Consider the following 15306-nt stretch of genomic DNA (forward strand, 5'->3'; position numbering starts at 1 on the left):
GCGGCCACGGAACCGGGTAGCGCGATCAACGTTCCATACTCACCTCCACTGATGCGGAGACGCGACAAGGAAGCGACAATGAAGATACGCGCCGGGTTTCATCTGGGCTATGAATGCACGCAGCCGACGCCGATGCTGCTCGTCCTCAATATCCATCCCTCCCGTCGCGCCGATCTTCTCAGCGATCAGACCCTGACATTCGACCGGCCGATCGAGGCTTGGAGCTACACCGATGTGTTCGGCAATGCCTGTAGCCGGATCGTCGCTCCGCCGGGGCTGACGACGATCTCCACGGAGTTCGAGATCTACGACAGCGGCCAGCCCGACATCGTTCCCGACGATGCCGTTCAGCATGCGATCAATGACCTGCCGGACGATGTGCTGGTCTTCCTGCTCGGCAGCCGCTATTGCGACACCGACAGGCTTGCGGATTTCGCCTGGGCCAGATTCTCATCGACGCCGCTCGGCTGGGCGCGCGTCCAGGCGATCTGCGATTTCGTCCATGACCACATCACCTTCGATTACCTGAAGGCCGACGTGCTCAGGACCGCGCATGGCGGCTTCACCGACAAGACGGGCGTCTGCCGCGACTTTGCCCATCTCGCCATTGCGCTTTGCCGATGCATGAATATCCCGGCACGATATTGCACCGGCTATCTCGGCGATATCGGCGTTCCGATCGATCCCAATCCGATGGATTTCAGCGCCTGGTTCGAGGTCTTTCTCGGCGGCCACTGGCATACGGTCGACGCCCGCCACAACACGCCGCGCATCGGACGGATTCTGATGGGAACCGGCCGCGACGCCACCGACGTCGCCATGTCGACGGCCTTCGGCCCGGCAACGCTCTCCCGCTTCGAGGTGATCACCGAAGAAGTGCCGTAGGAGGCGATGAAAGCCGATTGATCGGCAGGGGCAGGCCTTACGATGCTTTGACAACCAGCATCGCGGGCGAGGCGGATCCTATGCCTTCTTCAAAAACTCGGTTTTCAGCACGAGGCCTTTGACCTGCTTGGTGCTGCACTCGATCTCACCCGGATTGTCGGTCAGACGAATGCCCTTGACCAGCGTTCCACGCTTCAGCGTCTCGGAAGTTCCCTTGACCTTGAGGTCCTTGATCAGCGTGACAGAATCGCCGTCGTGAAGCTGGCTTCCGTTGCTGTCTTTTACAATGATGTCGGTCATAACGTCCCCCTTTGGTGATCCGGACGGGAAATCATGGCGACGCGGAATAGTCAACCATACGAACGGATCAATCTGCCCGACCTCAGATCCGGCGCGAGCCTTTAATCAACCCCCGCGCAGGCGTCCCGAACGCAGCCGCGCAGCCAGCGGTGCGCCGGATCGGCATCCATCCTGGGGTGCCAGAGCAATGACACCGTGATCTCAGGCGTCGGGACGGGGAGGGGAAAACTGTGCATTCCCACGCGCAAGGCTCCCGTGTGCCGTTCGGGCACGCTGGCGATCAGATCGGAGTTCCGGGCGAGTTGCAGCGCTGTGGAAAAGCCGCTGACGATGGCGGCGATCTGCCGTTCCAGCCCGAGCGCGTTCAAGGCTTCATCGATCGGTCCCTTGTCGAGCCCGCGCCGCGAGACATAGATGTGCTGGCCGGCGGCATAAAGGGTGGGCGTCATCTCGCGCTCGCAAAGCGGATGCCCCAAGCGCACGACGCCGATGAAACGATCGCGGAACAAGGCCTGCGCCCGCACCTCTGGCCCGGTCGTCCCGCCGACGACGCCGGTCTCCAGATCGACGGTCCCGTCGCGAAGCGGGGCGCTGTCCTTGTCCGGCTTCTGCACGAAGCGCAGCCGCACACCGGACGCTTGCCGGCCTAGGCGGGCGATGAGATCGGGCCCGAAGCTCTCGGCAAAGCCTTCGCTGGTGCGCAGCGTGAACGTCCGGACCAAGCGTTGAAGGTCAAGCGCCTCGGCAGGACGCAGGATCGCCTGCGCGTCCTCGACAATCCGGCCGACCCGCTCGCGCAGTTCGAGCGCGCGCGGCGTGGGGACGAGGCCGCGGCCGGCCCGCACCAGCAGCGGATCGCCGGTCGTTTCGCGCAATCGCGCCAAGGCCCGGCTCATCGCCGACGGGCTGAGCCGCAGCCTTTGCGCCGCACGCGCAACGCTGCCTTCGGCAAGCAGCACCTCGAGGGTGACAAGGAGGTTGAGATCGGGTGTCGACATGCATTCAAGTATAACACGCTTTCATCGTGATGTGGCGTCAGACGCATGAATTAAGTGCAAACCATGCGCCTTCCGCCATATCAAGCAGAGGACTAGGTTTCACCAGTTCCATTCGGGGAACTAAGAGAAAACGGAGTTCACGGGTTGAAATCGATCATTGCAGAGCGAAGCGAGGCCATCGCCGAACAGGCACCCTCCGTACGATGGGCGCTTGCCAGTCTTTCCCTCTCGATGTTGCTGCCGTCGCTCGGCACCAGCATCGCCAATATTGCCCTGCCGAGCCTGGCGCAGGCGTTCGATGCCGCCTTCCAGGATGTGCAGTGGATCGTTCTCGCTTACCTCCTTGCCATCACCACCCTGATCGTCAGCGTCGGACGGCTCGGCGACATCACCGGCCGCCGCCGGCTGCTACTCATCGGCATCCTGCTCTTCACGCTGGCCTCGGTCCTCTGCGGCGTCGCGCCGACGTTATGGCTGTTGATTGCCGCGCGCGCTGTGCAGGGCCTGGGTGCGGCCATCATGATGGCGCTCACCATGGCCTTTGTCGGCGAAACCGTGCCGAAAGAAAGAACCGGGAGCGCCATGGGGCTGCTCGGAACGATGTCGGCGATCGGTACCGCTCTTGGGCCCTCGCTCGGTGGCCTGCTGATCGCCGGGCTCGGCTGGCCGGCAATCTTTCTCGTCAACGTGCCGCTCGGCGTTCTGACCTTCGTTCTCGCCTATCGCCATCTGCCCGCCGATATCACCAAGGGGAAGACGGATCGGAAGGGCTTCGACATGGCGGGCACACTGCTGCTTGCGCTGACGCTTTCGGCCTATGCGCTGGCGATGACGATCGGGCACGGTCGCTTTGGGCCGCTGAACATCGCCCTGCTCTCGGCTGCCGTCTTCGGCACCGGTTTGTTCGTCTTCGCCGAGGCGAGAGCGGCATCGCCGCTGATTCAGTTGACGGTGTTCCGCAATCGCATGCTCACCGCCAGCCTGGCGATGAACGCGCTGGTGTCGACTGTGATGATGGCGACGCTGGTGGTGGCGCCGTTCTACCTCTCCCATGCGCTCGGGCTCAATCAAGCTCTCGTCGGCATCGTCATGTCGATCGGCCCCGTCATCTCCATCTTGAGCGGGGTCCCGGCCGGTCGCCTGGTCGACCGTCTGGACGCACCATTCGTTGTCGTCGCAGGGCTCCTCGCCATGGCGGCAGCCTCCGTCGCCATGGCCGTGCTTCCCGGGATATCAGGCTATATCGCTGCCATTGCCATGCTGACACCCGGCTATCAGCTGTTCCAGGCGGCCAACAACACTGCCGTCATGGCGGACGTCCACCCGGACCAGCGGGGCGTCATCTCGGGCATGCTCAACCTGTCGCGCAATCTCGGTCTGATCACCGGCGCATCCGTGATGGGCGCCGTCTTCGCGCTTGCCTCGGGAACACCCGATATCACAGCGGCGCATCCCGAGGCCATTGCCTCAGGCATGCAGATGACCTTCGCCGTCGCGGCAGCACTGGTTATCGCCGCGCTCGCCATCGCGGCCGGGATTCATCGACGCCGAACCGATTCCCAAGCATGATCAGCGCCCGGTATGGACATGCGAGCAAAAGCCGCCGAGAATTCAACTGGACTCGAGCTTGCCGGTCCAGCGGTTTCGCCCCTTCCAATATGAGCAATCCGGGCAGGCCTCGCCGCTCGGATAGTCGATTCCCTCCTCGTGGGGGCAGCCGATGATTGCGTCCACCATCACTACCGACTTCACCTCATTCTCGCGCAGGAATGCGGCGATCTCGGCGATAACGGTCTCGTCCATCCTGAGATCGCCGGTTTCGGCAAACCATCGGCGCAGATCGAGGGGATCCGCATGCAGCGCCGGCATGATGCTGACGGCGGCCTTGCTGGCGCGGCTGTTGTCGGGCCCATAAAACGCGATCGTGCCCATGGGGTAGCCGCGGTTACCGCGCTTGCTCTTTTTCTCGAGCCATTTCCGTGGTTGCCAGCCTAATTTCATTGTCGCTGCTCGCTCTTTCAGTGGTTTGTTATTCTATTATCCAGCCTAATTCGCAGGGTAAAGTTCGGTAGCAATGAAAATGGGCTGAGGATATGGCCGGCAAGAGACAATGGATCGGGACGCGAATCGAGAAGCCGGCTCCGGCCGACAATCTTGAGAAGCAGGCGATTATCGCAGCCTGCGAGGCCTTCATTCGCGATATTCTGAAGCCGCGCTTCCTGCCAGAAATCCGGCCGACCGAGTGGAACTATGTCGTCGATATCAGGGGCTCATGGGCGGGAAATCGGTATCGGTTTATGCAGCGCTACAGATCCGGCTTTGAGGACAATCGCGGCGAAGAGTTCGATGCCCCCTTCGCCCGCATCGACCGCATGGGACCAGACCGGTTCGATATCTATTGGATGCGGCACACGGGCAAATGGTGGCGGCTCCATTCCGGTGTGACGCTTGCCGAGGCGCTGCGAATCCTCGAAACTGACGGTATGCTGCATCCGGTCTGATCAAGACAGAACGGCGCCGCAGACTGGAACCGCCTTCGTCCACGATGAAATCTCGACCACCACGGCCATGAGCGAATATCAATATTACGAATTCCAAGCGATCGACCGCCCCCTCAGCGACGCGGATCGCCGCTCCCTCCGGGAGTTATCGACCCGGGCGCGGATCACCTCCACGAGCTTCACCAATTCCTACGAATGGGGCGATTTCAAAGGTGATCCGGCCGAGCTCATTGAGCGCTGGTTCGACTTGCACCTCTATCTCGCCAATTGGGGAACGAGGCGCCTGATGATCCGCTTTCCAAAGCGGCTCGTCGACCAGCAACGTCTCGACGGATTTCTCAGCGCGGTCGATGGCGCTGAACTCACCACCTCGGGTGAAAACCTGATCCTCGATATCATATGCGAGGAAGTGGAATCCGAGGATGATTGGGAAGAGGGACCGGGCTGGCTCGCGGCGCTGATGCCGTTGCGCGCGGACGTGCTGGGCGGTGATCTCAGGCTGTTTTATCTGCTGTGGCTGATGGCTGTTCAGGCGGAGTCGCTCGGGCCGGAGGAGGTAGCGCCACTGCCGGGGCTTGGCCCGATGACCGATGCGCTTGAAGCCTTCGCGCAATTCTTCGGTCTCGATGCCGACCTCGTTGCCGCAGCCGCCGAACGCCCGGCCGAGACGACATTGGCCGGCTCCATGGCATCGGAGGCCGTCCGAAGCTTCGTGGCAGCCATGCCGGACAACGAGAAGACGATGATGCTTACCCGTCTGATCGAGGGGGATCCGCATGTGGCAAGCGAGCTGCAGAAAAACGCCCGGAGTTTCTCCGCCGGAACCAAGCCGGCCGTCGCCCCGCCCACGGTCGCGGAACTGCGAGCCCATGCCGGCGCGATTCGCCACATCCGCGAGCGTAAGGAAAACGAGCGGCTGGCGGCGGAACGAAAAAAGCAAGAGGCGGAAGAAGCACGCGCCCGCCGCGCGCGGCTCAACGCGATCATCCAGCGAGGCGATGCGGTCTGGCGCGAAATCGAGACCGAGATCGAGCGCCGCAACGCTTCCGGCTATGACAAGGCGGCCAGCCTGCTCACCGACCTGAAGACGATCGCCGGACAAAATGGCGGCACTGCCGATTTCACCCGCCGCCTGCATTCGATCCGTGAACGCCACGCTCAGAAGGGGCGCTTCATCGAGCGGCTGAACGTTTTCGGTTAGCCCGCGCCAGCGCAACTCAGACCAAGGTCCGATCCATCCCGGACTTCGTGCCCATAGCAACTTCCCATCGATGCAATAGGTTGCTTCGGCATGCGTGGAGGTGTCGGAGTTTTGCTGTGACTAAAATGATCGTTGCGGGGATGATCCTGGCGCCGCTTGTCTTCTGGGGCTCTATTGGCGTCCTGATATACGCGTACTTCTCGTGAGGGCTGCCCGGCGAAAACATCGACATCGCCGAGCCCGTATTTCGAAACATTCTGCGCCTTGACGATGCCGGCCGATGGCGCCGAAGAGATTCCGAACTGCCGCCTGACCGCCGACACATCGGGATCAGATCGAGTGGCCACGGAAGATCGCAACGGCCGCAGTGACCAGCGCGGCATTGTCGTTGGCAATCGTCCCATCCGGGAGGTGCTTGCCGTCTTCCAGGCCGATACGGGTGGAGTAGCGCCGCTCGCGCGCCAGCCTGACGAAGGGCCAGACGGTGTCGTCGAAACCGTGCAGAAGAATGGGCCGATTGACCCGGCTATCCCTGAGCGCCTTGATGATGCCGTCCGCGATATCGCATGCGCGCTGCAAATCCTGTTCGTCATCGAGCTCGATAAGCACACGAAAGACCCGCTCATGATCATCGAGGCCGATGTAGCGCTCCGCATCGGCGACCGATGCCAGTCCGACTTCAATGCCGACACCCATCTGCTGCAGGAGCTGCATGACACCGGGCGCATCGTCTTCGGAAAGGTTCACCGAGGCATAATCCGGCAGGACACGCCAGCGGCGGATGGCTTCCCGCGTTTTCTGCCGATCGCCTTCGATCCAGGCGCCGGTGGACACACCGATCAGCGTTCCCGGACAGACACGGCGGATCGCGCCTACCGTGTCGTCGACGGCAAGGCTCTCCCTGCCATTGGCTCCGCGCGGATGAACGTGGAGCTCCGCAGCGCCGGCAGCGACCGAAGCCGCGGCATCACGCACCATGGCATCGATCGTCAGCGGAAGGAGCGGATGGAAATCGCTCGGCCGCGCGCCGTTGATGCAAGCTTGAACGATCATAAAACGAGCCTCGCGCTTGTTGGGCCGCATACGACATTTGGAAACCTGAAGACTTAGGGGCGCTGCCGACAAAGTCATTTCCCTTGCCGTTGCAGCCCAACAATATCAAATCAGTCGAGATAGACGACTGCTGCTCTCGTGCAGGGTCAGGCTGCGCGCATGCCGACCAGAGGACGGCCACGTGATCTCGTGGCAGCGACGTGACGTCAATCTGCCGCCCGACCCCATTCTTAAGTTAATGGCGGTCGCGTCCTGTTGCTGCCTGTATATCATCTCATCGTCAACGCAAAGGAGGAGGCGTGAAACTCATCTATTGCCCTCGGGGAAGGCCAACCTTCTTGACGGTCGCGACAACGGCCGGATCTCGTGCAAAACAGCAATTTTCGGAAAATTGCCCTTCCCGAGAGAAGGGAGACATATGGCGGAAGAGGTGGGATTCGAACCCACGGTACGGTTTCCCGCACGCCGGTTTTCAAGACCGGTTCCTTAAACCACTCGGACACTCTTCCATCTGATTGAAAAGGTTGAGACATCAACATTCTGTCGATGTCTACGAACCGGCCATTGCTACCGATTTGCGACCCAATCACTCGATGGCTGGCTTTTTAGCAGCTTTGGTAGCAGCGTCAACTTGCTCTGCAGCATTTGCCCGCCTCCTTGGCATGACGTCGAACAAATTCGAGCGTGAGCCGAGAGGGCCTGTCCCACACATTGGAAATGACTCGCGTTCTCCCCGACTTGAGCGTTAACTGTGTTGTTCTGGCGGAGGAAACGAACCATGGCCATGTATCTCACGCGCTTCAGCTATACGCCCGAGACCTGGGCGCGGATGATCGAAAACCCCGAGGATCGCCGAGAGGCGGCACGTAGCTACATTGAATCCGTGGGCGGAAAGCTCCATGGCTTCTGGTACGCCTTCGGCGAGCATGATGGTTGGAATCTGTGGGAGGCGCCTGATAACGTATCGATGGCGGCCGTCGCGCTTGCGATCGGTGCAGGAGGCGCGCTCAGCTCCATGGAGACCACCGTCCTCCTCAGCGTCGAGGATACGATCGAAGCCTTGGAAAAGGCGAAGTCGATTCGCTATCGTCCACCCGCAGCATAGGCGGCGGCCCACGGCTTCCCATCCAAGTCAAAGATCCGCGCTTCGATTCCAAAAGTCTAAACCTTCAAAGCCCACGGCGGACAATTCGTTCCCATACAGAAGGAAGCGCCGCCCGCTGCCGCTCGTCAAATACGCGCAGACCGTGTTTCAATATGGAGCTTTTAGGGCGTCCGGAAGCACCCGGATGTTCACCATATGCCCGCATCGGCACGATGATTTCGGGCCATATTGCGGCGGCGGAAGGGCGGGTGGAGAAGGCATCCGTTAGTGATTTATAAACCATAATCATTAGAATTGTCGCTATCGCTGCGAAATCGTTCGTAAATTTGCCACGAACTTAGCAAGATTAAAGCCTCGTTAGGCGGGCGGGAATAAGGCGCTATTGCCCCAGGATGGGGCAGGGTTCCTTAACCATAACGATCTTTGAGCGGCGTGGGGCATATGAAACTGGATTACGGGGCGGCGTCTTTCGCAACGACAGCACGGTGGCTGGCGATCTCGGCAATGTGTGCGACGGTTGCAGCTTGCGGCACGACGCAGGCGGTGCCGAAGAAAAAATCCCACGGCAAAGAGTATTTCTCCGAATCCGAATATGGCGTGAAGGCGAGCCCGCGGGTCGCCACCGGCAACAATATCCCGAAGGGCGGCGGCCGCTACATCGTCGGCAACCCCTACGAGGTGAAGGGCAAGTGGTATTACCCGAAGGAAGACTTCGCCTATAGCAAGGTCGGCGTCGCCTCCTGGTATGGTTCGGCCTTTCACGGGCGCCTGACGGCGAATGGCGAAGTCTACGACCAGATGCATCTTTCCGCCGCGCATCCGACCTTCCCGCTGCCAAGCTATGCGCGCGTTACCAATCTCGAAAGTGGTTCCTCGGTCATCGTGCGCGTCAACGATCGCGGCCCCTATCACGAAGGCCGCATCATCGATCTTTCCAACAAGACGGCCGACATGCTGGACCTGCAGCACAGCGGCACCGGCAAGGTGCGCGTGCAATATGTCGGCCGCGCCCGCATGGACGGCCACGACATGCCCTATCTGATGGCCTCCTACGCGCCGAAGGGCAGCCGCATTCCCGGCGTCAATCCGGAAGGCCAGATCGCAACCGGCGTGATGGTCGCCTCCAACAGCCGCAAGATCACCCGCGACCAGCTGCAGAGTTCGGAAGACTACGGGACGCCGGCCAACGTGCCGGTGCCGAGGTCGGCGACTTCCTATGCCGGCTCGACGCCGAGCGCGCGCTACAATGCGTCACCCGCATCTGCACCGGCTGCCCATGTTCTGGTCGCGCCATCAGCGCCGTCCTTCAACAATGGCGCTCAGGCGATGGACCAGATGGTCGTGCTGCCGGAGATCGGTCCGATGCCCTACGAGCGGCCGCAGAATTCACTGGCGCTCGGCTACCAGAACGACGAGGTGAAGACGGTGACCGTCGATCTCGCCTTCGACGCGGTGATGGTGCGCAATGACGGGCTGACCCAAGAGTCCATCCTTGCCGCGGCCAAGCGCCGGCAGGCAAAGTTCGCCGCGCGCTGAACTGGCAATTGCATCGGATTTCCTCGCGTTCTAACCTCTTGAAATACGCCGCTCGATCAATGGAAATTGCGATGCTGAAGCCCGCGCTTCGCCTGCTTGCATGCCTGATGCCGTTCGCCACCGGAGCCTTTGCAGCCGATGGCGGTGCCGCCGGTTTCGCCACCAAGGCGGCGCAGGCCTATATGATCGAGGCAGCCACCGGCACGGTGCTTCTCGCCAAGAACGAGGACCAGGGCTTTTCGCCGGCTTCGCTCGCCAAGCTGATGACGATGGATCTGGTCTTCGAGGCGGTGACGAAGGGCCAGATCACGTTCGATACCGAATATCCCGTTTCAGAATATGCCTGGCGGACAGGCGGCGCACCGTCGCGGACCGCAACGATGTTTGCCAGCCTGAAATCGCGCGTGCGCGTCGAGGACCTGATCAAGGGTGTCGCCATCCAGGGCGCCAATGACAGCTGCATCATCCTCGCCGAGGGCATGGCCGGAAGCGAGCAGCAATTTGCCGTGTCGATGACGCGGCGCGCCCGCGAACTCGGCATGGAGAAGGCCGAGTTCGGCAATTCCACCGGCCTTCCCGATGGCAAGAGCAAGGTGACAGCACGCGAGATGGTGACGCTCGCCGCCGCCCTTCAGCAGACCTATCCGAACCTATATCCCTATTTCGCGCAGCCGGATTTCGAGTGGAACAAGATCTTCCAGCGCAACCGCAACCCGCTGCTCGGGCTCGATCTCGGCGCCGATGGGCTGGCGACGGGCTTTACCGAGGGCGAGGGCTATTCGATCGTCGCTTCGGTTGAGCGTGACGGCAGACGGCTGTTTGTGGCGCTTGCCGGCATTGCCTCCGACAAGGAGCGGACGGAGGAAGCCAAGCGCGTACTCGAATGGGGGCTGACGGCCTTTGAGAACCGGCAGATCTTCGGCGAGAAGGAAGTGATCGGCGCCGCCAGCGTCTATGGCGGCACGGCGCGCACCGTCGATCTCGTCGCCAAGGCGCCGGTCAGCGTCTATATTCCGATCAGCAATCCCGACCGGCTATCGGCGCGCATCATCTATCGCTGGCCGCTGACGGCGCCGGTCAAGCCGGATACCCAGGCAGGCACGCTGAGGATTTTCGCCGGCAGCCGGCTGCTCAGGGAAGTGCCGCTTTACACCGTGCAGGCGGTGGGCGAGGGCTCGCTCAGCAGCCGGGCGGTCGACGCCATGCTGGAACTCGGCGAATCGCTGTTCTTCTCCTGGCTCTGGGATAAGCCCGCGCCTGTCTGACGAGCTGTTTCCAATGCAATTTGCCGGGAAAGGTGAAACTGTCGCCGCGGCGAAAGGTTTTCCTCCCTGATATCTTCGGATAGATAGAAGGAGCGGGGCGCGTGCGGCGCCTGGAATGCGGGAAGTTGTCATTGTCATCCGGTACGGGATTGTTCGTTACGTTTGAAGGCGGGGAAGGCGCTGGGAAATCCACGCAGATCCGCCGCCTTGCCGAGGCGCTGAAGGGCGAAGGTCACGACGTGCTGATGACGCGCGAACCAGGCGGATCGCCGGGCGCGGAGGCCGTGCGCCACGTGCTCTTGTCGGGGGCTGCCGAAGCCTTCGGTACGCGGATGGAGGCGATCCTCTTTGCCGCGGCGCGCAACGACCATGTCGAAGAGGTGATCCGGCCGGCCCTGGCCGCAGGCAAGGTCGTGCTCTGCGACCGCTTCATGGATTCCTCCCGCGTCTATCAGGGCATCACCGGCAATCTCGAGCCCGATTTCATCGAGACGCTGCAGCGCATCGCCATCAACGGCGTCATGCCGGATTGCACCGTGATCCTCGACATCCCCGCCAAGGTCGGGCTGGAGCGCGCGCAGAAGCGCGCCGCAGCCGACGGTCCCGATCGCTTCGAGAAGGAGCGGCTGGAAACGCACGAGAAACGGCGCGAGGCCTTTCTCGATATCGCCGCCCGCGAGCCGGAGCGCTGCCATGTGGTCAACGCGATGCAGACGGAAGAGGCGATCGCCGCCGAGATCCTGGCGATCATCAAACAGCTGCTGTCGCCGGCAGGCCATGCCCGAATGCCGGAAGCCGCGCACCATGAGTGAGGCCCATCATGAGTGAGGACAGGCCCGGCCTGCTCGACGGTGCCATCTGGCCGGGGGAAAATACCAGGCTGTTCGGGCATAAGGAGGCGGAAGCCTTTCTTGCGCAGTCCTATCGGTCCGGCAAGGGCCATCACGCCGTCCTGATCGAGGGGCCGGAAGGCATCGGCAAGGCGACGCTCGCCTTCCGCTTTGCCAATCACGTGCTCTCGCATCCCGATCCCGAGACAGCGCCGGAGACGATCGGCGATCCTGATCCTGCCTCTCCCGTCAGCCGGCAGATCGCGTCGGGCGCCTCGCATAATCTGCTGCACCTTGCCCGGCCGGTGGACGAAAAGACCGGCAAGGTGAAATCGGCGATAACAGTCGACGAGGTGCGCCGTGCCGGCAAGTTCTTCTCGCAGACCTCAGGCACCGGCAACTGGCGGATCGTCATCATCGATCCGGCCGACGACATGAATCGAAATGCGGCCAACGCCATCCTGAAGATTTTGGAAGAACCGCCGAAGCGGGCGCTGTTCCTGGTGCTGTCGCATGCGCCGGGACGGCTGCTGCCGACGATCCGCTCGCGTTGCCTGCCGCTGAAGCTGGCGCCGCTTGCCGATGACGCGCTCGTCGCGGCCCTTGTCCATCTCGGCATATCAGGCGAGGGCGGGGCGGTGCTTTCGGCCGCCAAGGGCAGCGTCGGCGAGGCGCTGAAACTGCTGAACTATGGTGGCGGCGAGATCATCGCCGCCTATGACGAGATGCTTGCCGCCGAGGGACCGACGGCCCGCAAGGCGATGCATCGGCTGGCCGACGCGCTTTCGGGCCGGGACAGCGATACGATCTTCGATTTCTTCGTCAGCCATGTCGGCGACGACATCATGAACCGCGCCCGCGCGGCGGCCGGCGAGGGGCAGATCGCCGCGGCGGAGCGGCTGGCTCGGCTCTATTCCGAGATCATCGAGCGGCTCACCATTTCCGATGGCTACAATCTCGACCGCAAGCAGACGATCATCAGCATTCTCGCCGATATCAAGCAGCCAGGCCTTTAAAGCGCGTCAGCGCTGGCACTTTCGGCACCGTGCTCTGATCAGCCGGTCAATAACTTCAATGCGACGACAGCAAGCGTGGCGGCAAGGACGATGCGGATGGTGCGTTCGTGCAGCTTCGGCGCCAGAAGACTTCCGATGATGATGCCGGGGATAGAGCCGATCAATAAGGCAAGCAGCATCGGCCAGTCGATCTCGCCGATCAGCCAATAGCCCGTGCCGCCGATCAGGGTGAGCGGTACCGCATGAACGATATCGGAACCGACGATCTCGCGCACATCGAGCCTGGGATAGAGGACCAGCAGGATCGTCACCCCCAGCGCACCGGCACCGACCGAGGTCAAGGTGACGAGAACGCCAAGGACGAACCCGAGAATGACGGTGAGAGCAAGGATCGTTGCCGGTTGCGGTGGCCTGCGATGGCCCATGGCGCGGCGCGCCAGCCCGAGTATCTGGCCACGGAAGACCAGCATGATCGCGGTCATGACGAGCAGCCAGCCAAGTGCCGTGGTGATCGTGTTGGTCACGCCGATGCTTTTGCGATCGACGCCGGCCAGCAGCCAGAGCATCAGCAGGGCGGCCGGCAGGCTGCCGGCTGCGAGGCTGCCGACGATCTTCCAGTTGACGCGCCCATGCATGCCGTGAACGGCCGTGCCTGCCGTCTTGGTGATCGCCGCATAAAGAAGATCGGTGCCGACGGCTGTCGCGGGATGGACGCCGAAGAGCAGCACCAGCAGCGGCGTCATCAGCGAACCGCCGCCAACGCCGGTGATGCCGACGAGGGCGCCGACGAACAGGCCGGAAAGCGAATAGAGCGGCTCGAATGTCAAGCAAGCGCCCCCGACGGCGCGCGGCCACGACCATTCCGGTAGATGAAAACTCGCACTTCGTTCTTGTCCCACCCTCTTTCTCATGACCGGTAGATTGGGCGAGAAGCTGAGTCAAGTTCACGCCCCCATCGTCCCGGAAATCATCGACAACTGGAAAGTTGAGGTTTCGCTTGACGATGACATGCGCTAAGAGCGGCTGACCATTTTTATAGAGTTAGCCGGACATTGGCCGCCATGACAGACAAGACACCCTTCTACATCACCACCGCGATTTCCTACCCTAACGGCAAGCCGCATATCGGCCATGCCTATGAGCTGATCGCGACTGATGCGATGGCGCGCTACCAGCGCCTCGACGGCAAGGATGTGTTCTTCCTGACGGGCACCGACGAACATGGCCAGAAGATGCAGCAGACGGCGCGCGCCGAGGGGATCACTGCGCAAGCGCTTGCCGACCGCAACTCCGGCGAATTCCAGGCGATGGCGACGCTGCTCAACGCCTCGAACGATGACTTCATCCGCACCACGCAGGAGCGTCATCACCAGACGTCGCGGAACATCTGGAAGATGATGGCCGACAATGGCGACATCTACAAGGACAGCTACGCCGGCTGGTATTCGGTGCGCGACGAGGCCTATTACCAGGAAAACGAGACGGAACTGCGCGCTGACGGCGTGCGCTACGGGCCGCAGGGCACGCCGGTCGAGTGGGTGGAAGAGGCAAGTTATTTCTTCAAGCTCTCCGAATATCAGGAGAAGCTGCTTGCCCATTACGAAGAAAACCCTGATTTCATCGGCCCAGCCGAGCGCCGCAACGAGGTGATCTCCTTCGTCAAGTCAGGCCTCAAGGACCTCTCGGTTTCGCGCACGACCTTCGATTGGGGCATCAAGGTGCCGAACGATCCGGCCCATGTCATGTATGTCTGGGTCGATGCGCTGACCAACTACATCACCGCAACAGGCTATATCGAGGACAGGAACGGCCCGCGGGCGAAATACTGGCCGGCCGACGTGCACATCATCGGCAAGGACATCATCCGCTTTCACGCCGTCTACTGGCCGGCCTTCCTGATGTCGGCGAAGCTGCCGCTGCCGAAGCGGGTTTTTGCCCATGGCTTCCTGCTCAACAAGGGCGAGAAGATGTCGAAGTCGCTTGGCAACGTCGTCGATCCGGTCAACCTGGTGAACCATTTTGGCCTCGACCAGGTGCGCTACTTCTTCCTGCGCGAAGTCTCCTTCGGCCAGGACGGCAGCTATAGCGAAGAGGCGATCGGCACCCGCATCAACTCGGACCTCGCCAACGGTATCGGCAATCTCGCCAGCCGCTCGCTGTCGATGATCGTCAAGAATTGCGACGGCAAGATCCCGGAATGCGGGGCGCTCAGCGACGAGGACAAGGCTATGCTGGCTGAGGTCGATGCGCTGCATGCCTCGACCCGCGAGGACATGGGCAAGCAGCAGATCCACCGGGCGCTCGCCTCGATCATTTCGGTCGTTTCCGAGACCGACCGTTATTTCGCCGGCCAGGCGCCGTGGGCGCTGAAGAAGACCGATCCCGAGCGCATGGGCACGGTGCTCTATGTGACTGCCGAAGTCGTGCGCCAGATCGCCATCCTGTTGCAGCCCTTCATGCCGGAATCTTCGGCCAAGCTGCTCGATCTGGTCGCAGCGCCCGACGACAAGCGCGACTTCGCCGCTCTTGGGCAAGCCGGCCGTCTGGTTGCCGGAACGACCCTCGAAGCGCCGACGCCGGTCTTCCCGCGCTACGTGGCTCCGGAGGCTTGAGGCC

General features: G+C 62.0%; 15 protein-coding genes and 1 tRNA gene. 10 read left to right on the forward strand and 6 right to left on the reverse strand.

Annotation, left to right across the window (positions count from 1 at the left end; genetic code table 11):
- Positions 1 to 78: 78 nt before the first annotated feature.
- Positions 79 to 885 carry a transglutaminase-like domain-containing protein gene (locus tag GFM02_RS20265; protein WP_168272189.1) on the forward strand — a complete coding sequence of 269 codons (807 nt, stop codon included), beginning with the start codon at positions 79 to 81 and terminating at the stop codon, positions 883 to 885.
- A 78-nt stretch (positions 886 to 963) separates the two neighbouring features.
- On the opposite strand, the gene GFM02_RS20270 is transcribed toward GFM02_RS20265, so the two are convergent.
- Both GFM02_RS20270 and GFM02_RS20275 read right to left on the reverse strand, forming a co-directional pair.
- Positions 964 to 1185: an alkylphosphonate utilization protein gene (locus GFM02_RS20270; RefSeq protein WP_020050017.1), complete on the reverse strand. Its 222-nt coding sequence runs from the start codon at positions 1183 to 1185 to the stop codon at positions 964 to 966.
- Positions 1186 to 1286: 101 nt separating this feature from the next.
- Positions 1287 to 2183: a LysR family transcriptional regulator gene (locus tag GFM02_RS20275; RefSeq protein ID WP_168322568.1), complete on the reverse strand. Its 897-nt coding sequence runs from the start codon at positions 2181 to 2183 to the stop codon at positions 1287 to 1289.
- A 144-nt stretch (positions 2184 to 2327) separates the two neighbouring features.
- Between GFM02_RS20275 and GFM02_RS20280 the strand changes: the two genes are divergently transcribed.
- Positions 2328 to 3752 (forward strand): MFS transporter, encoded by a 1425-nt coding sequence (locus GFM02_RS20280; RefSeq protein ID WP_168322569.1) that lies wholly within the window; start codon positions 2328 to 2330, stop codon positions 3750 to 3752.
- A 42-nt stretch (positions 3753 to 3794) separates the two neighbouring features.
- Here the strand turns inward: GFM02_RS20280 and GFM02_RS20285 are convergent, their stop codons facing one another.
- Positions 3795 to 4184, reverse strand: a complete 390-nt coding sequence (locus GFM02_RS20285) for a hypothetical protein (protein ID WP_168322570.1) — start codon at positions 4182 to 4184, stop codon at positions 3795 to 3797.
- A gap of 92 nt (positions 4185 to 4276) precedes the next feature.
- Between GFM02_RS20285 and GFM02_RS20290 the strand changes: the two genes are divergently transcribed.
- Complete coding sequence (locus GFM02_RS20290) at positions 4277 to 4684, forward strand: hypothetical protein (RefSeq protein WP_163880063.1); 408 nt, start codon at positions 4277 to 4279, stop codon at positions 4682 to 4684.
- 67 nt (positions 4685 to 4751) lie between these two features.
- Entirely contained in the window at positions 4752 to 5885 is a 1134-nt protein-coding gene (locus tag GFM02_RS20295) for a hypothetical protein (RefSeq protein WP_168322571.1), read from the forward strand.
- A gap of 330 nt (positions 5886 to 6215) precedes the next feature.
- Here the strand turns inward: GFM02_RS20295 and GFM02_RS20300 are convergent, their stop codons facing one another.
- Entirely contained in the window at positions 6216 to 6938 is a 723-nt protein-coding gene (locus tag GFM02_RS20300) for a 3-keto-5-aminohexanoate cleavage protein (RefSeq protein ID WP_168322572.1), read from the reverse strand.
- 419 nt (positions 6939 to 7357) lie between these two features.
- A tRNA-Ser gene (locus tag GFM02_RS20305) sits at positions 7358 to 7447 on the reverse strand.
- Between the two features lie 269 nt (positions 7448 to 7716).
- On the opposite strand from GFM02_RS20305, the gene GFM02_RS20310 reads away from it, so the two are divergent.
- From GFM02_RS20310 to GFM02_RS20330, 5 genes are all read left to right on the forward strand, one after another.
- Complete coding sequence (locus tag GFM02_RS20310) at positions 7717 to 8043, forward strand: GYD domain-containing protein (protein ID WP_011652042.1); 327 nt, start codon at positions 7717 to 7719, stop codon at positions 8041 to 8043.
- A gap of 441 nt (positions 8044 to 8484) precedes the next feature.
- Entirely contained in the window at positions 8485 to 9579 is a 1095-nt protein-coding gene (locus tag GFM02_RS20315; protein ID WP_168322573.1) for a septal ring lytic transglycosylase RlpA family protein, read from the forward strand.
- A 71-nt stretch (positions 9580 to 9650) separates the two neighbouring features.
- A complete protein-coding gene (locus GFM02_RS20320) occupies positions 9651 to 10844 on the forward strand; it encodes a D-alanyl-D-alanine carboxypeptidase family protein (protein ID WP_168322574.1) in 1194 nt (397 codons plus the stop codon).
- Between the two features lie 131 nt (positions 10845 to 10975).
- A complete protein-coding gene (gene tmk, locus GFM02_RS20325) occupies positions 10976 to 11656 on the forward strand; it encodes a dTMP kinase (RefSeq protein WP_168322575.1) in 681 nt (226 codons plus the stop codon).
- A gap of 8 nt (positions 11657 to 11664) precedes the next feature.
- Entirely contained in the window at positions 11665 to 12690 is a 1026-nt protein-coding gene (locus tag GFM02_RS20330; RefSeq protein WP_168322576.1) for a DNA polymerase III subunit delta', read from the forward strand.
- Between the two features lie 38 nt (positions 12691 to 12728).
- On the opposite strand, the gene GFM02_RS20335 is transcribed toward GFM02_RS20330, so the two are convergent.
- Complete coding sequence (locus GFM02_RS20335; protein WP_168322577.1) at positions 12729 to 13517, reverse strand: sulfite exporter TauE/SafE family protein; 789 nt, start codon at positions 13515 to 13517, stop codon at positions 12729 to 12731.
- A gap of 234 nt (positions 13518 to 13751) precedes the next feature.
- On the opposite strand from GFM02_RS20335, the gene metG reads away from it, so the two are divergent.
- Positions 13752 to 15302, forward strand: a complete 1551-nt coding sequence (metG, locus tag GFM02_RS20340) for a methionine--tRNA ligase (RefSeq protein ID WP_168322578.1) — start codon at positions 13752 to 13754, stop codon at positions 15300 to 15302.
- Positions 15303 to 15306 lie beyond the last annotated feature (4 nt).

The organism is Rhizobium leguminosarum bv. viciae, from assembly GCF_012276115.1.
GTDB classification, from domain to species: Bacteria; Pseudomonadota; Alphaproteobacteria; order Rhizobiales; family Rhizobiaceae; genus Rhizobium; species Rhizobium leguminosarum_T.